Below are 20,492 nucleotides of genomic sequence, written 5' to 3'. Positions count from 1 at the left end.
GAGCGAAGCCCGACTCAACCCGCGCGCCATCCCTGACGTCCCGTCAGATCCCCTGCCATTCCGGCTTGCTGGCGTAGGTGTGCCGGAAGTAGTCCGCGAGCTTCAGCTTCGAGGCGGCGGCCTCGTCCACGACGACCGTCGCGTGCCGGTGCAGTTGCAGTGCGGAGGCCGGGCAGACCGCGGCGACGGGCCCCTCGACCGTCGCGGCGACCGCGTCCGCCTTGCCCTCCCCGGTGGCGAGCAGCACCAGGTGCCGCGCCTCCAGGATCGTGCCGATGCCCTGCGTCATCACGTGGTGGGGCACCTGCTTGATGTCGCCGTCGAAGAAGCGCGCGTTGTCGACGCGGGTCTGCTCGGTCAGCGTCTTGATCCGCGTGCGCGACGCGAGGGACGAGCACGGTTCGTTGAAGCCGATGTGGCCGTCGGTGCCGATCCCGAGCAACTGGAGGTCCACTCCGCCGGCCGCGGCGAGCGCACGGTCGTACGCCTCGCAGGCCGCCAGGATGTCGTCCGCGGTCCCGTCGGGGCCCATGAACGCGTCCATGCCGATCCCCAGCGGCTCCAGCACCTCGCGGGCCAGCACCGAGCGATAGGACTCCGGGTGGTCGGCCGGAAGGCCCACGTATTCGTCGAGTTGGGCGATCCGTGCCCGGGAGGTGTCCACGGCGCCGGACCGCACCTTCGCCGCCAGCGCCTGGTAGATGGGCAGCGGGGTCGAGCCCGTGGCCACGCCGAGTACGGCGTCCGCCTTGCGTCGGAGCAACTGGGCCATGGCCTCGGCGATCAGCTCGCCGCCTGCCGTGGCGTCCGGAACGATGACAACTTCCACGCTGGCCTGCCGATCTGGAAGGAGGGCTTCACCACACCCGAGAGAAACACAGGTGGTTTAGACCAATCTAGCAGAGGCGTACCCGCGAGGTGCCCCGAGCGACCACTGTGCAGATCCCTCCCGGATTCGGGCGGGTGACGCGCCGTGACCAACCCCGTGCGGCGCGCCGGGTGCCACCCGGTGACGCCCCGTCCGATGCCCCTGCCCGCCCTCGTCGCGGCTGCCGCAGCCGCAGCCGCCGAGGCCGCCCCCGAACCTGCCGCCTGAGCCTGTGCCTCCCCGAACCCGCCGCCGGCCTGCCGTAACGCTCATGACGCCCCCTCCGCATTTACCTATCGATCGCTACAGAAAAGACCGTACCGCCCCCCTCGATCCTTTCTCTAGTGTTCGCTATAAAATCCACTCCATGGTGAAACCGCCGCAGCCGAACCCGCAGGTCGAGCCCGTGCAGGTCAACCCGCCGCAAGGGGCGAGGCGGCGCGGGCGACCCCGTTCCTTCGACCGCGAGACCGCGCTGGAGAAGGCGGTCCTCGCCTTCTGGGCGCACGGCTACGAAGGCACCTCCGTCTCCGACCTGACCCGCGCCATGGGCATCGGCGCCCCGAGCCTCTACGCGGCGTTCGGCGACAAGCAGGCCCTGTTCGCCGAGGTCGTCCACGCCTACGGCGAGCGCTACGCGACCTTCGGCGACCGAGCCATCGCGGAGGAGCCCACCGCCCGTGCCGCCGTCGCCCGCACCCTGCGCGAGGCGGCGGCCGCGTACACGACGGCCGGCCGTCCGGCGGGGTGCCTGATCGCGCACGCGGCCGCGAACTGCACGACACCCGCCGTGGAGGAGTCGCTGCGCACGCGGCGCGGGCAGGCGGTCGCCGCGTTCGAGCGCCGCATCCTGGACGCCGTCCGCGCCGGGGAGCTGCCGCCGGGCACCGACGCCGCGGCGCTCGCCCGGTTCACCGGGGCCGTGATCCAGGGCATGTCCCAGCAGGCGCGCGACGGCGCGAGCCGCGAGGAACTGGAGGCGGTCGGCGAAATTGCCCTGTCGGTCTGGCCCCAAGGGTGAGCCCCGCGGGCTAGGCTGCGGGGTGGATGCTGGGACGTCCGAGCAACTGGCGGATCCGCCCGGCGCGAGCGGTGCACAGCTGTGAAGAAAGAACAACGAACCTTCCGCGACGCATGGACACCCGAAGTGGTCTAGTCCACAATGCGAGGACGGGCCGTGACCGCGACGCGGTGACGGGTCGCACGCGTCCGGACCGCGCGTCCGCGCGACAAGTGAACGCACCAGCTCCGTCCTCCCCGCACAGGAGGTCGGTACCGAGGAACCGAGGCTCTCTGCCCTGACTGCCCCGGCTCCTCGTCCTTCGGCCGGACGGGACCGCACACCCCGCCGCCGATATTGCTCCGGGCTGCGGTGCCGGGAGGGCTGAGGGTCCCTCCCAGGCGCCGCGGCCCGCGGGTGTTTCCGGGGCCGCGACCGACTCGTTTCGAGTCCGGCCCCCGACCCGGGTTACGCTCGCCGGGTGCCCTCCATGAACGAACTCGTGCGCCAGCACACGGCCCTCGACGACTCCGACCTCGAATGGCTGCATCTGCTGGTCTCGGAGTGGCAGCTGCTCTCCGACCTGTCCTTCGCCGACCTGGTCCTGTGGGTCCCGACGAGTGACGGCACGCGCTACGTGTCCGTCGCCCAGATGCGCCCCAACACCGGCCCCACCTCGTACCAGGACGACATGGTCGGCCACCTGGTGCCGCGCGGCCGCCGCCCCATGCTGGACGCGGCGCTCGACGAGGGCCGGATCGTGCGCGAGGGCGACCCGGAGTGGCGCGAGGAGGTGCCCGTCCGCGTCGAGTCCATCCCCGTGCGCCGCGAGGGGCGGGTGCTCGGCGTGATCGCGCGCAACACCAACCTGCTCACCGTGCGCACCCCGAGCCGCCTCGAACTGACCTACCTGCAGAGCGCGTCCGACCTGGCGCAGATGATCGCGGCCGGCTCGTTCCCGTTCCCCGACCAGCAGGTCGACATGGACGCCTCGCCCCGCGTGGGCGACGGACTGCTGCGGCTGGACGCTGAGGGCACCGTCCAGTACGCGTCGCCGAACGCCCTTTCCGCGTACCACCGGCTGGGCCTGGCCACCGACCTCGTCGGTCAGCACCTGGGCCAGACGACCGCCGAACTCGCCCCGTCCCGCGGGCCGGTGGACGAGGCGCTGGCCAAGGTGGCGAGCGGCTGGGCGCCCCGTGAGTTCGAGATCGAGTCGGACGACGGCGTGATCCAGGTCCGGGCGATCCCGCTCAAGCCCAAGGGAACACGCGTCGGTTCGCTGGTCCTGCTCCGGGACGTCACCGAACTGCGGCGCCGCGAACGGGAACTGATTACCAAGGACGCGACCATCCGGGAGATCCACCACCGGGTGAAGAACAACCTCCAGACCGTGGCGGCCCTGTTGCGGCTCCAGGCCCGGCGCATCGAGTCCGAGCGCGGCCGGGAGGCCCTGGAGGAGGCGGTGCGCCGGGTCGGCTCGATCGCCATCGTGCACGAGACGCTGTCCCAGAACCTGGACGAGCGCGTGGAGTTCGACGACATCGCCGACCGGGTGCTCTCGATGGTCGCCGAGATCTCGCCGGGCAAGGTGACCGCCCGCCGCACCGGACGCTTCGGCATCCTCGACGCGGAGGTCGCGACGCCCCTGTCGATGGTCCTCACGGAAATCATCCAGAACGCGCTCGAACACGGCTTCCGCGACGGCGACACCGGCACGGTCGAGGTCAACGCGGTTCGCGGCGGCACCAGTCAGGAGGGCCGGCTCCTCGTCAGCGTCCAGGACGACGGCGTCGGTCTGCCCGAGGGATTCGACCCGCACCGCTCCGGGAACCTCGGTCTCCAGATCGTACGGACGCTGGTGGAAGGCGAGTTGGGCGGCACGTTCGACATGGTCGCCGCCCCCGAACGCGGTACGCAGGTGGTCCTCGACATCCCGGTGCGCACGCAGAAGTAACGCGGCGGAACGGCGCGGTCCCGCGCGGAGGCGCAACGGGGCAGCGGTGCGGGGGAGTTGGCCCCTGCGGAGGGCAAGCAGAAGGCCCCGGACCTTTTACGGTCCGGGGCCTTCTCTCGATCAGGTGTCCCTCACGGAAGACCGATCAACAGCTCTCAATGCGGCTGGGGTACTGCGCGCTGCGACTCGGGGGCGGGAGATGCGTACTCGCTGCACGCGCCGCCAAGCTCAGGCTGTTACGGGGTGGGGTGTCAGGCGGAGGCCTGACGAGCCCGGTTGCGGGCGGCGCGGCGCTTCATTGCGCGGCGCTCGTCCTCGCTGAGACCACCCCAGACGCCGGAGTCCTGGCCGGACTCGAGCGCCCACTGCAGGCACTGCTCCATTACCGGGCAGCGACGGCAGACGGCCTTGGCTTCCTCGATCTGCAGCAGCGCAGGACCGGTGTTGCCGATGGGGAAGAAGAGCTCAGGGTCTTCCTCGCGGCAAACGGCGTTGTGACGCCAGTCCATGGCTGCTACCTCTCCTTGGTATTACATGCAAGTTGCTTGTGAATGTGAACGCTTTCACGAATCCCTCAACAAGTGAAGGGGCGAACGTCCGGTTGCCCGGCGTCGTCCTGTGTTGTGGAGAGGGGTTCTGGAGATCTTGGGGGCCGGTGTTGCGGGGCCGTCCCGATCGCCACGTAGAGACTCGCAAACCTCGGCGACGGATACAACCCCTTCCGGAAAGTTTTTTTTGATTCCTCGGTGTCGGCTAGGTCACAGCCGTACTTCCAGGGGGTGGACCCTGGTCTAAACGTTCGAGTGAAAGGACTTTGGGCCCTTCCGCTCACACAATCACACGCAGTGCACGGCGTACGCCTGTGAACGTCACGCTCGTCCGGAGCCCCAGGTGGTCGCCGTCCATCTGAAGGGGGAGCGGCACCTTCGAATGCAAGGTGAACTCGGTCAGGTCGTGCAGGCCGAGGGCATGCCTGCCATGGGGTCCGCGCTCGGGGGACGAAGTGAGCAACTGGGTCGCATACCGGGCAACCGCGGCGGTGGACATGCGGCTGAGACCGAGTACGTCGAGGCCCGTGTCGAACGAGGCCTTAGGCGCCGCGTACACCGGGCGATTGGCCAGATAGGTCCACGGAGCGGTGTTACAGACTATGGACAGCACCAAATCCGTCACCGGGTCGGCGCCCGGCCGCTCCAGGGTGATGGTGCCGTGCCGGCGGTGCGGTTCCTGGAGGAATTGGCGCAGCACCTGCCGAAGGTAGAGAGCGTGTGTGGATTTCTTTCCCCGCTCCCGCTGTTGTTCGACCCGGCCGATGACTCCGGCGTCGAATCCGAGGCCCGCGCAGAACGTGAACCACCGTCCGGGAACCGACTCGTCCTCCGTGCCGGGCGTCCCGGAGGCCATGCCCAGGCCGACCGTGCGTTCACGGCTCTCGCGGAGGGCGTCGAGCAGGACGCCCGTGGACTCCACCGCGTCGTTGGGCAGCCCCAGGGCGCGGGCGAAGACGTTCGTCGAGCCGCCGGGGACCACGGCGAGCCGTGGGACGCCGTCCGGGTCGGGGCCGCGGTGCAGCAGGCCGTTGACGACCTCGTTGACCGTGCCGTCGCCGCCGAGGGCCACCACGAGGTCGATGTCGTCGCTGTCCGCCGCCTGCCGGCCGAGGTCCCGCGCGTGCCCCCGGTACTGGGTGGTCACCGCTTCGAGTTTCATCTCGCTCGCGAGCGCGTGGATCAGCACGTCGCGCGTACGTGCGCTGGTGGTGGTTGCCGCCGGGTTGACCACGAGTAGTGCACGCATGGCTTGCAGCGTACCTACTGATCGGTACTCGTCCCAGACGAAGCCGGGGAAAGGGCGGTCCCGCGGACGTGAGCCTGGACACGGGCCCCCGGAGGTGTGCGGGCTACCCTGCTGGGGTGAGCAGCGAGCAGAACCCCACCACGAACACCGCGGACGACACCGGGGCAGGGACCGCCGGACCCCGTCCGGGCCGGGTCACCGCAGCCGCGGCACTCGCCGCCCTCGAAGGAGTCGCCCTCGTGGTGGCGGGCGTCTGGCTGCTGGTCCTCGGTCTCACGAGCGACCCCTCCGACCGCAAGCAGGCCGTTACGGGCGGCATCACGCTGGCCGTCCTCGCCCTGCTGCCGCTGCTGGCAGCCCGCGGCCTGTACGGACTCCGCGGCTGGAGCCGCGGGCCCGCCGTCATCACGCAGATCATGGCGCTGCCGGTGGCCTACAACCTGCTCCAGGCCGACAGCGTGGCCATCCCGGCCGGCATCGCGATCGGTGTCGTGGCCGTGGCCTCCCTGGTGCTGCTGGTGCATCCGGCAACGACCAGGGCCCTCGGCATCCGCGGTCCGGGCCGGGCGGACGAGCCCGGCGCCTGACCTCCTCGGCGGCCTTCTTTCGGCCCTCCGGCGGGACTACTCCTCGACGAGGAGCCGTTCCCGGAGCTGCGCCAGCGTCCGCGCGAGCAGCCGCGACACGTGCATCTGGGAGATCCCGACCTCCTGCGCGATCTGCGACTGGGTCATGTTGCCGAAGAAGCGCAGCAGCAGGATCCGCTTCTCGCGCGGCGGGAGGTCCTCCAGAAGCGGCTTCAGCGACTCCCGGTACTCCACGCCCTCCAGCGCCTCGTCCTCCGCGCCGAGGGTGTCGGCGACCGCGGGGGACTCGTCGTCGGTGTCGGGGACGTCCAGCGAGAGCGTCGAGTACGCGTTGGCGGACTCCAGCCCCTCCAGGACCTCCTCCTCCGAGATGCCCAGCTTCTCGGCCAGCTCGTGGACGGTGGGGGACCGGCCGTTCTGCTGCGAGAGCTCAGCCGTGGCCGTCGTGAGGGACAGCCGCAGTTCCTGGAGGCGGCGCGGGACGCGCACGGCCCAGCCCTTGTCCCGGAAGTGCCGCTTGATCTCGCCGACGACCGTCGGGGTCGCGTACGTGGAGAACTCCACGCCGCGGTCCGGGTCGAAGCGGTCCACCGACTTGATCAGGCCGATCGTCGCGACCTGGGTCAGGTCGTCCAGCGGCTCACCGCGGTTGCGGAACCGCCGGGCGAGGTGCTCGACCAGCGGCAGGTGCATGCGGACCAGCCGGTTGCGCAGCTCCGCGTACTCCGGGCTGCCGTCCTTCAGGGTGCGCAGCTCGATGAACAGCGCGCGTGCGCCGCTCCGGTCCTGCGCGGTGTGCGCGCCGCCCGTACCGCTCCGCTCCCGTGCCGCGGGAGCGCCGTCCGGCTCCTGCTGCGCCGTGTGCTGCGCCGCCTGCGGCACGCTCTGCTGGGGGTCCCGCTGGTGCTCGCTCATCGTCCCGCCCGTCGCCCTTCCCTGAGCACTCGCCGGCGTCCGGACCGGACGAACCTCGATCCAGTCCCGGTCGGGCGCGCTCCGCACGGCGCTGTCCCGTTCCCGCTGCCCGTCGTCCAGGAAGGCGACGGCCGAAGTGGCGCCCTCCGGGTGCGGCCTGGCCTGATCGGGGATTCCGTCGATGCCGTCCGCCGTGCGACGGGATCCGCCGGGGCCGCTCGTGCCCCCGGCCGGCACTTCCCGCGCGCCGCGCTCTTCGTCCCGCACCGGTCCGCCCCCGTCCCTCACGCCGGCCCGGGTCCCGCGCCGCGCTGTTTGTAGAGGCTGATCGACACGGTGCGGTCGTCGTCCACGGCGGAGGAGACCTTGCCCGCGAGTGCCGACAGCACCGTCCAGGCGAAGGTGTCGCGCGAGGGGGCGTGACCGTCCGTGGTCGGTGCCGAGACGGTGACCTCCAACGAGTCGTCCACGAGCCGGAACACACAACTGAGCACCGAGCCGGGCACTGCCTGCTGGAGGAGGATCGCGCACGCCTCGTCGACGGCGATGCGCAGGTCCTCGATCTCGTCCAGGGTGAAGTCCAAGCGGGCCGCGAGCCCGGCCGTGGCCGTGCGCAGCACCGACAGGTAGGCACCCGCAGCCGGCAGCCGGACTTCCACGAAGTCCTGGGTCACGGGCTCGCCTGCGATCTGGGACACCCTCACCTCCAAGGTGGTACAAGCTTTTCGGGGCCCGGGGGTCGCCCCCGGGCGGCACGACACGGACTCGCGCCTCTGCGGTGACGCTATCGCGCTCCCCGCTTCTGTGTCTCCGGCACCCCAACCCCGCGCTGTCACTCATAGTAAACACGTCAATACGCACAGTGGCTAGGGTTCGGCGGCCCCAATTGGAAAGCGGGCGCGTCGGGTTGACGTACCCAGGCGCCGTACCGCCGAACCGTGCGGGGCCGGTCAGACGAGAACGTGGTCCACGAAGCACCAGCGCCAGTCCTCGCCGGGCTCGAAGGTCCGCATCACGGGATGGCCGGTGTCCTTGTAGTGCTTCGTGGCGTGCTGCCCGGGGGAGGAGTCGCAGCAGCCGACGTGGCCGCAGGCCAGGCACAGCCGCAGTTGAACGGGGTGCGTGCCGTCGGCCAGACACTCCAGGCAGGTGTCGCTCTGGGGTTCCGGGTCCGGGTGCGGCAGCGCGTCGGCGTGCGTGCACTGTTTCATGATTGCCAGATTACGACGGATGTGCGGGTGGCCGCGCGAAAAATGAGGGCGGGCGAGGACGATGGACGTGTTGCCGCTGCTGTTGCTGGTGGCGGGCAGTGCCGCTGTGGCCGGGGCGGCCCGGCGGACCCCGGTCCCGGCTCCGCTGCTGCTGGTCGCGGTGGGGCTCGTGGTGGCGTACGTGCCCGGGGTGCCGGACTACACCCTCGACCCGCACATCGTGCTGCCCCTGGTGCTGCCCCCGCTGCTGTACACCTCGGCGATCGACAGCTCCTACCTGGACCTCCGGGCGCAGTTGAGGCCCGTGGCGCTGCTCTCCGTCGGGTACGTGCTCTTCGCGACCGTCGCGGTGGGCTACGTCGCGTACCTGATCGTGCCGGGCATGTCGCTGACCGCCGCCCTGGTGCTCGGCGCGGTGGTCGCGCCGCCGGACGCCGTGGCCGCGACCGCGGTGGCCCGCCGGGTCGGACTGCCCTCGCGGCTCACCACCATCCTCCAGGGCGAGTCCCTGGTGAACGACGCGACGGCGATCACCGCCTACCGCGTCGCCCTGGCCGCGGCGGTGGGAGAGGGCGCCACCTGGGCGGGCGGCATCTGGGAGTTCCTGCTCGCGGCCGTCGGGGGCATCGGCATCGGCCTGGTCCTCATGGTGCCGCTGCACTGGCTGCGCACGCACCTCAAGGAGGCGCTGCTCCAGAACACGCTCTCCCTGCTGATCCCGTTCGTCGCCTACGGGGTCGCCGAACAGGTGCACGCCTCCGGTGTCCTCGCCGTCGTCGTCGTGGCGCTGTACCTCGGACACCGCGCGTGGGAGGTCGACTTCGCCACCCGCCTCCAGGAGGGCGCGGTGTGGAAGATGGTCGCCTTCCTGCTGGAGTCCGCCGTGTTCGCGCTGATCGGCCTCCAACTGCCCATCGTTCTCAAGGGACTCGGCGAGTACAAGGGCCTCACCGCCGCCTGGTACGCCCTCGCCGTGTTCCTCGTGGTCGTCGCCGCGCGGTTCGTGTGGGTCTACCCGGCGACGTTCCTGCCGCGGCTGCTGTCGGCGCGCATCAGGAGCCGTGAGAGCAACCCGACCTGGAAGGGCGCCTTCGTCATCGGCTGGGCGGGCATGCGCGGCGTGGTCTCGCTGGCCATCGCCTTCTCGATCCCGGTCACCATGCACGACGGCAGCGACTTCGGTGAGCGCAACCTGCTGCTGTTCCTCACGTTCACGACCGTCATCGGCACCCTGGTCGTCCAGGGCGTCACCCTGCCCACCCTGATCCGCCTGCTGAAGCTGCCGGGACGCGACGCGCAGGCCGAGACGCTCGCGGAGGCCAACGCCCAGGCGCAGGCGTCCAGAGCGGCCGACAAACTCCTGACGGACCTCCTGGAGGACGAGCGCAACGCCCTGCCCGAGCCCCTCGCCGACCGCCTGCGCACCGTCCTGGAGCGCCGCCGCAACGCGGTCTGGGAGCGGCTCGGCCAGGTCAACCCCGTCACCGGGGAGTCCCACGACGACACCTACCGCCGGCTGTCCCGCGAGATGATCGGCGCCGAACGCGCGGTGTTCGTCCGGCTGCGCGACGGCCGCTACATCGACGACGAGATGCTGCGCGCCCTGCTGCGCCGCCTCGACCTGGAGGAGGCGGCGGTCTACCGCGAGGCGGCCTGAGCGGGGACTCCCGCGCGCGTGCGCACCGTCGCCCACGCGCGCGTGCGGGAGTTCCCGCGGAGCGCCCCCGCGTACGTCAGGGGAACGGGCGCCCGGTGACCACCGCGGCCACCGTGCTGCCCGCCGGGAAGGCGCCCTCGTCCAGCAGGGCGACAAGTCCCCATAGCAACTTGGCGACATAGAGGCGTTCGACCGGCAGGCCGTGCCGGTCCTCGAAGTCGCGGGCGAACGCGTCGAGAACGGGCGGTACGCGCGCGTAGCCGCCGTGGTGGAAGCGGTCCTCGACCCGCCAGCGGCCCCGCGGTCCGCCGAACGCCGCGCGCTGCAACTCCCGGACGTCGGCGGTCAGGAAGCCGCCCCCGAGCACCGCGACGCCCAGCGCGCGCTGGGCCGGGGCGAGCCCCGCGGCCAGGCCCGCCAGGGTGCCCCCGGTGCCGCAGGCGACGGCGGCCACGTCGGCGGCGCCGCGCAGTTCCCCGCCGAGCGCCCGCGCGCCGCGCACGGCGGCCGGGTTGCTGCCGCCCTCGGGCACCACGTACGCGTGCTCGACGTCCGCCGCGCGCAACAGGTCCGCGAGCACCGCCGGTTCGGCCTTGCGCCGGTACGTCGCGCGGTCCACGAAGCGCAGGCGCATCCCGTCGGCCACGCACCGCGCCAGCGACGGGTTGAGCGGCCGGCGGGCCAGTTCCTGGCCGCGCACCACGCCCACGGTGGCCAGCCCCAGGAGCCGGCCCGCCGCCGCGGTGGCCCGCAGGTGGTTGGAGTACGCGCCGCCGAAGGTGACGACGGTGCGGCCCCCGGCCGCCGCGAGGTTGGGCGCCAGCTTGCGCCACTTGTTGCCGACCAGCTCGGGATGGATCAGGTCGTCCCGCTTCAGCAGCAGCCGCACGCCCCGGCGGGCGAAACGGACGTCGTGGGCCTCCCGCAGCGGGGAGGGCAGCCGGGGGCGCAGCGTGTCCGGCAGGGAGGCGTCGGGGCTGGTCACGCCCCCATTGTCGCGTGCGGTCGCGAGGCGAGGCGAGCCCGGCGGGGCCCGCGCCGGACCGTGCCGCGCGGGGCCTCGACGTCCGTTCGCCGGGCAGCACTTCGGATCATGGGACAGAAATGACATACGTGCCCCGGTCCACCGTGATCCAACCCCCCTCTTTCGTGTAATAGCACCAGCACTCTCCGTGATGGAAGGGTTGGTCCCGCAGATGGATGCCCGGTGCGGAACCGCGTCGGGCAGGAGCGGGAGGGCAATTCTCTATGTCGGTAGGCGAAGAGGTCCGCACGGAGCAGGGCAAGCCGCAGCAGAGCCTCGGCACCGCAGCCGCGCGGAACCTGGCCACGACCACCAAGTCCGCACCCCAGATGCAGGAGATCAGCTCGCGCTGGCTGCTGCGGATGCTGCCGTGGGTGAACGTGCAGGGTGGTACGTACCGGGTCAACCGCCGGTTGACATACGCGGTGGGTGACGGCCGGGTCACGTTCGTGAAGACCGGTGACCGGGTCGAGGTCATCCCCGCGGAGCTGGGCGAACTGCCCGCGCTCCGCACGTACGAGGACGAGGACGTGCTCTCCGAACTGGCCTCCCGCTGCGAGCAGCGGGAGTTCGCGCCGGGCGAGGTGATCAGTTCCTTCGGCGGCCGGGCGGAGGAGGTCTACCTGCTGGCGCACGGCAGGGTCGAGAAGGTCGGCACCGGTCCGTACGGCGACGACGCGGTCCTCGGCGTCCTGGCCGACGGCGCGTACTTCGGTGAGCACGCGCTGATCGATCCGGACGCGATCTGGGAGTACACGGCCCGTGCGGTCACGGCGTGCACGGTCCTCGTGCTGACCCGCTCGCACGTCGACCAGGTCGCCGAGCGCTCCGAGTCCCTGGGCGCGCACCTGGAGGAACTGCGGGCGGAACCCGACCGGCGCACCAACAAGTACGGCGAGCGGGAGATCGACCTGGCGGCGGGCCACTCCGGCGAGCCGGACATCCCGCACACGTTCGTCGACTACGAGGGCCGGCCCCGCGAGTACGAACTGAGCGTCGCGCAGACCGTCCTGCGCATCCACACGCGCGTGGCGGACCTGTACAACCAGCCGATGAACCAGACCGAGCAGCAACTGCGGCTCACCGTCGAGGCGTTGAAGGAGCGCCAGGAGCACGAGCTGATCAACAACCGGGAGTTCGGCCTGCTCAACAACTGCGAGTACGACCAGCGGCTCCAGCCGCACGACGGCGTCCCCTCCCCGGACGACATGGACGAACTGCTCAGCAGGCGCCGCGGCACCAAGCTCCTGCTGGCCCACCCGCGGGCGATCTCCGCCTTCGGCCGCGAACTGAACAAGCGCGGCCTCGTCCCGGAGACCATCGACGTGGGCGGCAACCGCATCCCCACCTGGCGCGGCGTGCCGATCTACCCGTGCAACAAGATCCCGGTGACCGAGGCGCGCACCACCTCGATCCTCGCCCTGCGTACCGGCGAGGACGACCAGGGTGTCATCGGCCTGCGCCAGGCCGGCATCCCCGACGAGATCGAGCCGAGCATCTCCGTCCGCTTCATGGGAATCAACGAGCAGGCGATCATCAACTACCTGGTCACCGCCTACTACTCGGCGGCCGTCCTGGTGCCGGACGCCCTCGGTGTCCTGGAGAACGTCGAGATCGGCCGCTGGCGTTGACACCCGCCCCCCGCACCCGGTGCCCCCGCTCCTCCTGGCGGGGGCACCGCGGGGGCACCACCCCGGCGGCAGCGTCTGCGCCACCGTCCACGCAGTGTCCGAGAGGGACGCCATGGCCGAGTACCTGACGGAGACCAAGGAACGCCCCGACGGGACACCACGCCCGCAGCGGCCGGACCGTACGACCGCGGGGCTGCCGCACCCCGCGGGCACACCCGACCGCATCAGGCGGTCCGAACAGACCGAGGGCGGGCCCACCGTGTCCGACGGGTCCGAGGCGGCGGCGATCCTGGAGCGCTGCCGTGCCCTCGTCGACCCCGCGCTGAAGGCGGCCGTCGAGTCGCTGCCCGGCTCCATGCGCCGCGTCGCGCGCTACCACTTCGGGTGGGAACACGCGGACGGCCGACCGGCGGCGGCCAACGCGGGCAAGGCGCTGCGCCCCGCTCTCGTCCTCACCGCCGCAGCCGCCCTCGGGGGCACCCGGGCGCAGGAGGCCGCCGTCCGGGCGGCGGCCGCCGTGGAACTCGTCCACAACTTCACGCTGCTGCACGACGACGTGATGGACCGGGACGCCACCCGCAGGCACCGGCCCACCGCCTGGGCGGTGTTCGGGGACGCCGACGCGATCCTGGCGGGCGACGCCCTCCAGGCACTGGCGCTCGGACTGCTCGCGGAGGACCCGCACCCGGCGTCCGCCGCGGCCGTGGCCCGACTGACCGCCTGCGTGGTCGAGTTGTGCGAGGGACAGCAGATCGACACGGCCATGGAGAAGCGCGCTCCCACCGAGGTCACCCTCGACGAGGTGCTGCTCATGGCGGAGGCCAAGACGGGCGCGCTGCTCGGCGCCGCCTGCGCGATCGGCGGCCTCTACGCGGGTGCCGATCCCCAACAGGTGGACGCCCTCGACGCGTTCGGCCGCGAGGGCGGGCTCGCCTTCCAGCTCATCGACGACATCATCGGTACCTGGGGGGACCCGAGCCACACCGGCAAACCGGCCGGCGCGGACCTGGCGGCCCGCAAGAAGTCCCTTCCGGTGGTCGCGGCCCTCACCGCGGGCAACCCCGCGGCGGCCGAACTCGCGGCCCTGTACGCGCGTCCGTACGACGAGGCGGACCTGGAACGCACGGTCCTGGCCGTAGAGAGCGCGGGAGGCCGTGACTGGGCGCAGGCCGAGGCGGCCGACCGGATGGGCAGGGCGGTACAGGAACTGGCCCGCGCGGTACCGGAGCCGGAGGCGGCGGGCGGCCTGCTGGCACTCGCCGAATTCGTGACCCGGCGCAGCAACTGAGCCATGGGGCGGGGCCGTTGTGCCAGCACGGCCCCGCCCGCACCGGGTGGCGCCGGGCGTGAACCGGGGCAACGCGCACGGGGTCAACAGCGAGGCTTTGCCTCGGGTTCTCACCGAGTTGGCCCGCGCTTGCTTCCATCGAGGGATGGATCACATCACGTTCCTCGTGGCGGTCGTGATCGTCACAGCACTGGCCTTCGACTTCACCAACGGCTTCCACGACACCGCGAACGCGATGGCCACGTCCATCGCCACGGGAGCCCTCACCCCCAAGGTCGCCGTCCTCGTGAGCGGCGTCCTGAACATCGTCGGAGCGTTCCTGTCCACGGAGGTGGCCCGGACGATCTCCGGCGGCATCGTCGAGGACTCCCTGGTCACCCCGTGGATGATCTTCGCCGGACTGGTCGGCGCCATCCTCTGGAACCTGCTGACATGGCTGGCCGGGCTGCCCTCCAGTTCGTCCCACGCCCTGTTCGGCGGTCTCATCGGGGCGGTGTGGGTCGGAGCGGGCGCGCACGGCGTGCACGGAGACAAGGTCGTCGAGAAGATCCTGATCCCCGCGGTGGCCTCGCCGGTCGTCGCGGGAGCGGCGGCCCTGATGGCGACCTACCTCGCGTACCGCGTCACGGCCCGGGTCCGGAAGGGGTCGGTGACCAAGGGCTTCCGCCTCGGCCAGATCGCCTCCGCGTCCCTGGTCTCGCTGGCCCACGGCACGAACGACGCCCAGAAGACCATGGGTGTCATCACGCTGACCCTGATCTCCGCGGGTGCCCTCGGCGACGGCGCGGGCCCGCCGGTGTGGGTGATCGCGTCGGCCGGCCTGGCCATCGGCCTCGGCACCTACATCGGCGGCTGGCGGATCATCCGCACGATGGGCAAGGGCCTCACGGAGATCCAGTCGCCCCAGGGCTTCGCCGCGGAGACCGCGTCGACTGCGGTCATCCTGACCTCGGCCCACCTGGGCTTCGCGCTGTCCACCACGCAGGTCGCCTCGGGCAGCATCCTCGGCGCGGGCCTCGGCAGGCGGCTGGCGGAGGTGCGGTGGGGTGTCGCGGGACGGATGCTCGTCGCCTGGCTGATCACGCTGCCCTCCGCAGCCCTGGTGGGCGGTCTGGCCGCCGCCGTGGTCAAGCACGGGGGCAACGCGGGCACCGTGGTGATCGCGCTGCTCGCCGCCGCGGTGGCCGCCGTGATCGTGGTGCTCTCGCGCCGCGACCCGGTGCACGCGCACAACGTCAACGACCGTCACGAGGTCACCGTCCGCGGCTCCGCGCCGGCCCCCGCCGGCACCGGCGCCTGAACCCCGAGGAGCTGAATTCCGATGGACATCGACTGGACCGCACTCGGCCAGGTCGCCGGTGTGAGCGTCGGGGTGACCGTCGCCGTGGTGGTCGTCTTCGCCCTCGGGGTGCTCGGCCTCGGACGGCACGAGGACGCCCGCGAGCAGCACGGCACCGCCCACGCCCTCGGCGTCGCCCAGGCCGGGATCTGCTTCCTGGCCTGCGCGGCGGTGGTGGTGTACGGGATCTACCTCATCGTTCCGCAGTTCCACTGAGGGACGGGTCGCCCGCGCCCGCACGCTCCGGACGGGGCGCGGGCGACCTCATCGCGACGGTGTGGGCCTCGAACCCCAGGGAGTGCCAGAAGGCGGCGCCCCGGTGGTTGCCGACGAGCACGTCGAGCATGATCACGCGTCCCGGCCAGTACGCGTCCCGGAGGGCGGCGATCGCCCGGCGCCCCACACCGCGCCGGCGGAACTCGCGGGCGACGAAGAACTGGCGCAGGTGGATGCCGCCGCCCTCGGCCGGCCGCCAGAGGGCGTAGCAGGCCGGAGCGCCGTCCAGGATGCCCAGCGCGGCCGTGTACTCGCCTGCGAGCCAGCCCTGCATCCGGTCGGCCAACTCCCGTCCCCGCATCGGGTTCTCGTGGCCCTGATCCACGATCAGCTGCTCGTTGAGGGCGGCCAGTACGGGAACGTCCTCCGGGCCTGCCAGGCGAAGGTGCACCGCGTCCCCCTGCGATCGGTCGGCATCGAAGAGGCGGGACCGGCCGGACCGGCGGGCGCCGGGGAGAAAACGATCACAGCGGGCCGGCCCCGCCTCCGTACATGTTGATGCAGTGGTGCCGTAGTTGCAAGTAGCTCGCATTAAAGGCGGGGGGTGTGTCCCGGGCACAAAAAACCGCACCCGCTCCGCCGGAGGCGCCGTGCTCGGCGCCAGTGGCGGAACGGGTGCGGGGTGACCTGGGGTCAGGCCTTCTTGGTCTCCCAGAAGATCTTGTCGATCTGGGCGATGTAGTCCAGCGCCTTCTGGCCGGTGGCCGGGTCGGTCGACGCCTTGGCGGCCGAGAGGGCCTTCAGGGTGTCGTTGACCAGCTGGTGCAGCTCCGGGTACTTCTCGAAGTGCGGCGGCTTGAAGTAGTCGCTCCACAGGACGGAGACGTGGTGCTTGGCGAGCTCGGCTCGCTGCTCCTTGATGACGGTGGCACGCGCCAGGAAGTGCGGGTCGTCGTTGCCGGCCATCTTTTCCTGGACGGCCTTGACCGACTCCGCCTCGATGCGGGCCTGGGCAGGGTCGTACACACCGCAGGGCAGGTCGCAGTGGGCGCTGACCTTGACCTTGGGGGCAAACAGGCGGGAAAGCATGGAGCGTTCCTTCCTCGTGATCGTCTTCTCAGGTGGGACATTACTCCCTGCAAGGCGTGATTTCCCGGGTGCCCCCATGGGCTTAGGACAAAAGTCCGGGGTCAGACTGAGACTGGTGGAGGACGAACCGGGGAGGAGCCGGGTGATGCCGGAGGTGTCGCAGGAGACCGAGCGCAGGACGTGGGTGGTCCCCCTCGGGCTCGCCGAGGTCAACGGGGCCTCGATGGTGCCCACGTTCCAGCACGGGGACCAACTGGTGGTGCAGTGGGGGGCGCGGGTCCGTCCCGGGGACGTGATCGTGCTGCGCCATCCCTTCCAGCAGGACCTGCTGGTGGTCAAGCGCGCGGTCGAGCGGCGCGGGGACGGCTGGTGGGTGCTCGGGGACAACGCGTTCGCGGGCGGCGACAGCACCGACTACGGGATCGTCCCCGAGGAACTGGTGCTGGGCCGGGCCCGGTTCAGGTTCCGGCCCCCGGGGTCGGGTCAGCGCTCGCCGCTGGCGCTCGCCCGCTGGGCCGTGTCGGCGGCCAGGCCGGTGCTGGGGGACCGGTCGGCCTCCAGGCGTTTGCGGGCCCGGTAGGCGGCCACGTTGGCGCGGGTCGCGCAGCGGTCCGAGCAGTAGCGCCGGGACCTGTTGGTCGAGGTGTCGAGGTAGGCGTTGCGGCAGGGCGCCGCCTCGCACAGGCCGAGCCGGTCCACGCCGTGCGAGGTGAGGTGGAAGGCCAGGCCCATCGCCGCGATGGCCGCGTAGCCGGCGGTGGCGTTGGACGGATGGTCCGCCAGATGCATGTGCCACAGCGGACGGCCGTCGTCGTCGCGGTGGTCGTGGCCGGAGATTTGCGGGCTCACCGGGAACTCCAGGAGCAGTGAGTTCAGCAGGTCCACCGCGAGCGTCTCGTCGCCGCCGTCGGCCGCCTCGAACACCGCGCGGAGCCGGCCGCGCACCGAGCGGAAGCGCGTGACGTCGGCCTCGGTGGCGCGCCGGGCGGCGGACTGGTTGCCGGCGAACAGGTCGCGGACGGCCTCGACCGAGGTCAGCGAGTCCTTGCCGCGAGCCGGTTCCTCGCTGTTGACGAGCCGTACGGCGTAATCCGAGTAATAGGCCAGTTCCACTTGTAGTCCTTACGGAGGCGCTCTATGGTCGTGGATGCGGTCGCGTAACGGCTGATCGTGCTTCCAGGGTATTACGTCGAAGGCGTCGCGCACGGATCCCGCACACGGTTCCCGCGTGCGCGCGACGGCCCGGCGTACCGGATCGAGCGGAGGGTGGCGATGACGGAGACCGGCACGGGGGCGGACGCCGCGGCGGCGGGTACGGACTGGGCGGCCTGGCAGCGGAGCTGGGACCGCCAGCAGGAGTGGTACATGCCGGACCGCGAGGACCGGTTCCGGATCATGCTCGACATGGTCGAGGCGCTGACCGGCCCCGCGCCGCGCGTGCTCGACCTCGCGTGCGGCACGGGCACCATCACCGCCCGGCTGCTCGACCGGTTCCCCGGGGCGACCAGCACGGGCGTGGACCTCGACCCCGCGCTCCTGGCCATCGCGGAGGGCACCTTCGCCGGGGACGACCGGGTCTCGTTCGTCAGGGCCGACCTCACCGATCCCGACTGGCGCGCGCGGCTGCCGTACGACGCGTACGACGCGGTGCTGACGGCGACGGCACTGCACTGGCTGCACAGCGGTCCCCTCGCGGAACTCTACGGCCGGATCGCCGAACTCGTGCGCGACGGCGGGGTGTTCATGAACGCCGACCACATGATCGACGACTCCACGCCGCGCATCAACGCCGCCGAGCGCGCGCAGCGGCACGCCCGCATGGAGGACGCCCGTACGGCCGGCGCCCTCGACTGGGCCGAGTGGTGGCGGCTGGCCGCCGCGGACCCGGTGCTCGCCGGGCCGACCGCCAGGCGCTTCGAGATCTACGGCGAGCACGCCGAGGGCGACACCCCGTCGGCCGCCTGGCACGCGCGCGTACTGCGCGAGCGCGGCTTCGGCGAGGCCCGCCCGGTGTGGTGCTCCCCGGCGGACACCCTCGTCCTCGCGGTGAAGTGAACGGCGTTCGCAAAACCGGGAGTTGACGCGCGGCGGGGCGGTACGGCAGTGCCGTACCGCCCCGGGTCGCGCGCCCCGCGGGGCGGCTTCTTTCAGAGCACCTTCGACAGGAACGAGCGGGTGCGTTCGTGCTGCGGGTCCGTCAGGACGTCGCGCGGGTTGCCGGACTCGACCACCACACCGCCGTCCATGAAGACCAGGCTGTCGCCCACCTCGCGCGCGAAGCCCATCTCGTGCGTGACGACGATCATCGTCATGCCGGACTCGGCGAGGTCGCGCATGACGTCCAGGACGTCACCCACCAGCTCCGGGTCCAGGGCCGACGTCGGCTCGTCGAACAGCATCAGCTTCGGGTCCATCGCCAGCGCCCGCGCGATGGCCACCCGCTGCTGCTGGCCGCCGGAGAGCTGGGACGGGTAGCTGGCCGCCTTGTCGGCGAGACCCACCCGCTCCAGGAGCTGCGTCGCGCGCTCCCGGGCCGCCTGCTTGCCGACGCCCTTGACCTGGACGGGCGCCTCCATGACGTTCTCGACGGCCGTCATGTGCGGGAACAGGTTGAAGCGCTGGAAGACCATGCCGATGTCCCGGCGCTTCAGCGCGACCTCGCGGTCCCGCAACTCGTAGAGTTTCCCGCCCTGTTCGCGGTACCCGACCAGCTCACCGTCGACGTACAGCCGTCCGGCGTTGATCTGTTCCAGGTGGTTGATGCAGCGCAGGAACGTCGACTTGCCGGAGCCGGACGGGCCGATGAGGCAGAACACCTCGCCCGACTTCACCTCCAGGTCGATGCCGCGGAGCACCTGGAGCTGGCCGAAGTACTTGTGGACGCCCTCGGCGCGCACCATCGGGACGGCATCCCGCGGCGGGACCGCGTCCGCCGCATCCGTCGCCCTGCCGGTCATGCCGCCACCTTCCTGCTGGAGAAGGACGTCAGGTGCGCCCTGACCTTCTGCCACGGTGTCGACGGCAGTTGACGGCTGGAACCGCGCGCGTAGTACCGCTCGACGTAGAACTGGCCCACGCTCAGGACCGACGTCATGACCAGGTACCAGGCCGCCGCGAGGAAGTACATCTCCACGGGGGCGCCGGAGTTCTGGCCGATGTCCTGGGCGTAGCGGAAGAGTTCGGGGTACTGGACGGCCGCCACGAGGGAGGTCGTCTTCAGCATGTTGATGACCTCGTTGCCGGTGGGCGGCACGATCACCCGCATCGCCTGCGGCACGACGATCCTGCGCAGCGTCCGGCCGTGGCTCATGCCGAGCGCGTGCGCCGCCTCCGTCTGCCCCTCGTCGACGGCGAGCAGGCCGGCCCGGCAGATCTCCGCCATGTACGCGGCCTCGTTGAGGCCGAGACCCAGGAGCGCCGTCAGCAGCGGCGTCATGAAGTCCGACCAGTAGTCCTTGTAGATCGGACCGAGGTTGATGTACTCGAAGACCAGGCCCAGGTTGAACCAGAGGAACAGCTGGACCAGCACCGGGGTGCCGCGGAAGAACCAGATGTAGAACCAGGAGATGGACGACGTCACCGGGTTCTTCGACAGGCGCATCACCGCGAGGACGATGCCGCCGACGATGCCGATGAGCATCGAGAGCACCGTCAGCAGCAGCGTCTTGCCGACACCGGTGAGGATGCGGTGGTCGAAGAAGTAGTCGGGCACCGCATGCCAGTTGATCTTTCCCTGGCTGAACGCGTAGACGATCGCGACGAGGATCGCTATCGCGACGAGGGCGGACACGTATCGCCCGTAGTGCCGGACAGGGATCGCCCTGACGGCCTGCGGGCCGGCCGGGGAGGTGTGGTCCCCGGCCGTCTGCTGTATGTCTGTCACAGGTACTGCCTCTCAGCGGTCGCGCGGTCC

Annotated in this window: 22 protein-coding genes; 10 read left to right on the top strand and 12 right to left on the bottom strand. The window is 71.3% G+C overall.

Going from position 1 to position 20,492, the window contains the following annotated elements; genetic code table 11:
* Nucleotides 1-43: 43 nt before the first annotated feature.
* Nucleotides 44-829, bottom strand: a complete 786-nt coding sequence (gene nagB / locus ACFZA0_RS29665; protein WP_391022609.1) for a glucosamine-6-phosphate deaminase — start codon at nucleotides 827-829, stop codon at nucleotides 44-46.
* Between the two features lie 406 nt (nucleotides 830-1,235).
* Between nagB and ACFZA0_RS29660 the strand changes: the two genes are divergently transcribed.
* The gene (locus tag ACFZA0_RS29660) at nucleotides 1,236-1,889 is read left to right on the top strand and encodes a TetR family transcriptional regulator (RefSeq protein WP_391022608.1); all 654 of its coding nucleotides are present in this window, start codon (nucleotides 1,236-1,238) and stop codon (nucleotides 1,887-1,889) included.
* A 460-nt stretch (nucleotides 1,890-2,349) separates the two neighbouring features.
* Nucleotides 2,350-3,825, top strand: a complete 1,476-nt coding sequence (locus ACFZA0_RS29655) for a histidine kinase N-terminal domain-containing protein (RefSeq protein ID WP_391022606.1) — start codon at nucleotides 2,350-2,352, stop codon at nucleotides 3,823-3,825.
* A gap of 251 nt (nucleotides 3,826-4,076) precedes the next feature.
* Here the strand turns inward: ACFZA0_RS29655 and ACFZA0_RS29650 are convergent, their stop codons facing one another.
* Nucleotides 4,077-4,334, bottom strand: a complete 258-nt coding sequence (locus ACFZA0_RS29650; protein WP_016639615.1) for a WhiB family transcriptional regulator — start codon at nucleotides 4,332-4,334, stop codon at nucleotides 4,077-4,079.
* A 319-nt stretch (nucleotides 4,335-4,653) separates the two neighbouring features.
* Nucleotides 4,654-5,622, bottom strand: a complete 969-nt coding sequence (locus ACFZA0_RS29645) for a diacylglycerol kinase family protein (protein WP_391022605.1) — start codon at nucleotides 5,620-5,622, stop codon at nucleotides 4,654-4,656.
* A 116-nt stretch (nucleotides 5,623-5,738) separates the two neighbouring features.
* On the opposite strand from ACFZA0_RS29645, the gene ACFZA0_RS29640 reads away from it, so the two are divergent.
* On the top strand, nucleotides 5,739-6,209 hold the full coding sequence (locus ACFZA0_RS29640) for a hypothetical protein (protein WP_391022604.1): 471 nt from the start codon (nucleotides 5,739-5,741) through the stop codon (nucleotides 6,207-6,209).
* Nucleotides 6,210-6,245: 36 nt separating this feature from the next.
* Here the strand turns inward: ACFZA0_RS29640 and ACFZA0_RS29635 are convergent, their stop codons facing one another.
* The 3 genes from ACFZA0_RS29635 to ACFZA0_RS29625 form a co-directional block, all read right to left on the bottom strand.
* Entirely contained in the window at nucleotides 6,246-7,412 is a 1,167-nt protein-coding gene (locus ACFZA0_RS29635) for a SigB/SigF/SigG family RNA polymerase sigma factor (RefSeq protein ID WP_391022602.1), read from the bottom strand.
* A complete protein-coding gene (locus ACFZA0_RS29630) occupies nucleotides 7,409-7,822 on the bottom strand; it encodes an anti-sigma regulatory factor (protein ID WP_391022601.1) in 414 nt (137 codons plus the stop codon). Before ACFZA0_RS29630 ends, ACFZA0_RS29635 begins: the two co-directional genes overlap by 4 nt.
* Before the next feature lie 252 nt (nucleotides 7,823-8,074).
* Entirely contained in the window at nucleotides 8,075-8,335 is a 261-nt protein-coding gene (locus ACFZA0_RS29625; RefSeq protein WP_391022600.1) for a UBP-type zinc finger domain-containing protein, read from the bottom strand.
* Nucleotides 8,336-8,396: 61 nt separating this feature from the next.
* Here ACFZA0_RS29625 and ACFZA0_RS29620 point away from each other — a divergent pair, with 61 nt between their 5' ends.
* Entirely contained in the window at nucleotides 8,397-9,992 is a 1,596-nt protein-coding gene (locus ACFZA0_RS29620; protein ID WP_391022599.1) for a Na+/H+ antiporter, read from the top strand.
* Between the two features lie 76 nt (nucleotides 9,993-10,068).
* Here ACFZA0_RS29620 and ACFZA0_RS29615 read toward each other — a convergent pair whose 3' ends face one another.
* On the bottom strand, nucleotides 10,069-10,977 hold the full coding sequence (locus ACFZA0_RS29615; RefSeq protein ID WP_391022598.1) for a pyridoxal-phosphate dependent enzyme: 909 nt from the start codon (nucleotides 10,975-10,977) through the stop codon (nucleotides 10,069-10,071).
* Between the two features lie 263 nt (nucleotides 10,978-11,240).
* Between ACFZA0_RS29615 and ACFZA0_RS29610 the strand changes: the two genes are divergently transcribed.
* The 4 genes from ACFZA0_RS29610 to ACFZA0_RS29595 all read left to right on the top strand — a co-directional run bounded on the left by ACFZA0_RS29610 (nucleotide 11,241) and on the right by ACFZA0_RS29595 (nucleotide 15,490).
* Nucleotides 11,241-12,647, top strand: coding sequence for a family 2B encapsulin nanocompartment shell protein (locus ACFZA0_RS29610; RefSeq protein ID WP_391022596.1), 1,407 nt, complete (start codon nucleotides 11,241-11,243; stop codon nucleotides 12,645-12,647).
* Nucleotides 12,648-12,759: 112 nt separating this feature from the next.
* Entirely contained in the window at nucleotides 12,760-13,935 is a 1,176-nt protein-coding gene (locus ACFZA0_RS29605) for a family 2 encapsulin nanocompartment cargo protein polyprenyl transferase (protein ID WP_391022788.1), read from the top strand.
* Nucleotides 13,936-14,080: 145 nt separating this feature from the next.
* The gene (locus tag ACFZA0_RS29600; protein ID WP_391022595.1) at nucleotides 14,081-15,235 is read left to right on the top strand and encodes an inorganic phosphate transporter; all 1,155 of its coding nucleotides are present in this window, start codon (nucleotides 14,081-14,083) and stop codon (nucleotides 15,233-15,235) included.
* Nucleotides 15,236-15,256: 21 nt separating this feature from the next.
* Complete coding sequence (locus tag ACFZA0_RS29595) at nucleotides 15,257-15,490, top strand: hypothetical protein (protein ID WP_391022593.1); 234 nt, start codon at nucleotides 15,257-15,259, stop codon at nucleotides 15,488-15,490.
* Here ACFZA0_RS29595 and ACFZA0_RS29590 read toward each other — a convergent pair.
* Together ACFZA0_RS29590 and sodN are read right to left on the bottom strand one after the other, a co-directional pair.
* A complete protein-coding gene (locus ACFZA0_RS29590; RefSeq protein WP_391022591.1) occupies nucleotides 15,468-15,941 on the bottom strand; it encodes a GNAT family N-acetyltransferase in 474 nt (157 codons plus the stop codon). The two genes, ACFZA0_RS29595 and ACFZA0_RS29590, sit on opposite strands and share 23 nt — an antisense overlap.
* Before the next feature lie 242 nt (nucleotides 15,942-16,183).
* Nucleotides 16,184-16,579, bottom strand: coding sequence for a superoxide dismutase, Ni (gene sodN, locus ACFZA0_RS29585; RefSeq protein WP_391022590.1), 396 nt, complete (start codon nucleotides 16,577-16,579; stop codon nucleotides 16,184-16,186).
* Between the two features lie 145 nt (nucleotides 16,580-16,724).
* Here sodN and sodX point away from each other — a divergent pair, with 145 nt between their 5' ends.
* Nucleotides 16,725-17,159, top strand: a complete 435-nt coding sequence (sodX, locus tag ACFZA0_RS29580; RefSeq protein WP_391022787.1) for a nickel-type superoxide dismutase maturation protease — start codon at nucleotides 16,725-16,727, stop codon at nucleotides 17,157-17,159.
* Here the strand turns inward: sodX and ACFZA0_RS29575 are convergent.
* The gene (locus ACFZA0_RS29575) at nucleotides 17,063-17,692 is read right to left on the bottom strand and encodes an ABATE domain-containing protein (RefSeq protein ID WP_391022588.1); all 630 of its coding nucleotides are present in this window, start codon (nucleotides 17,690-17,692) and stop codon (nucleotides 17,063-17,065) included. The genes sodX and ACFZA0_RS29575 overlap by 97 nt on opposite strands.
* 159 nt (nucleotides 17,693-17,851) lie before the next feature.
* Here ACFZA0_RS29575 and ACFZA0_RS29570 point away from each other — a divergent pair, with 159 nt between their 5' ends.
* The gene (locus ACFZA0_RS29570; protein ID WP_391022586.1) at nucleotides 17,852-18,634 is read left to right on the top strand and encodes a methyltransferase; all 783 of its coding nucleotides are present in this window, start codon (nucleotides 17,852-17,854) and stop codon (nucleotides 18,632-18,634) included.
* A gap of 92 nt (nucleotides 18,635-18,726) precedes the next feature.
* Here the strand turns inward: ACFZA0_RS29570 and ACFZA0_RS29565 are convergent, their stop codons facing one another.
* Together ACFZA0_RS29565 and ACFZA0_RS29560 are read right to left on the bottom strand one after the other, a co-directional pair.
* Nucleotides 18,727-19,479: an ATP-binding cassette domain-containing protein gene (locus tag ACFZA0_RS29565; protein ID WP_391022786.1), complete on the bottom strand. Its 753-nt coding sequence runs from the start codon at nucleotides 19,477-19,479 to the stop codon at nucleotides 18,727-18,729.
* A 53-nt stretch (nucleotides 19,480-19,532) separates the two neighbouring features.
* Nucleotides 19,533-20,462 carry an ABC transporter permease subunit gene (locus ACFZA0_RS29560; RefSeq protein WP_391022584.1) on the bottom strand — a complete coding sequence of 310 codons (930 nt, stop codon included), beginning with the start codon at nucleotides 20,460-20,462 and terminating at the stop codon, nucleotides 19,533-19,535.
* Nucleotides 20,463-20,492 lie beyond the last annotated feature (30 nt).

It is taken from the genome of Streptomyces sp. NPDC008150 (assembly GCF_042956945.1).
Lineage (GTDB): Bacteria > Actinomycetota > Actinomycetes > Streptomycetales > Streptomycetaceae > Streptomyces.
This window is presented reverse-complemented; position numbering and strand designations above follow the sequence as displayed.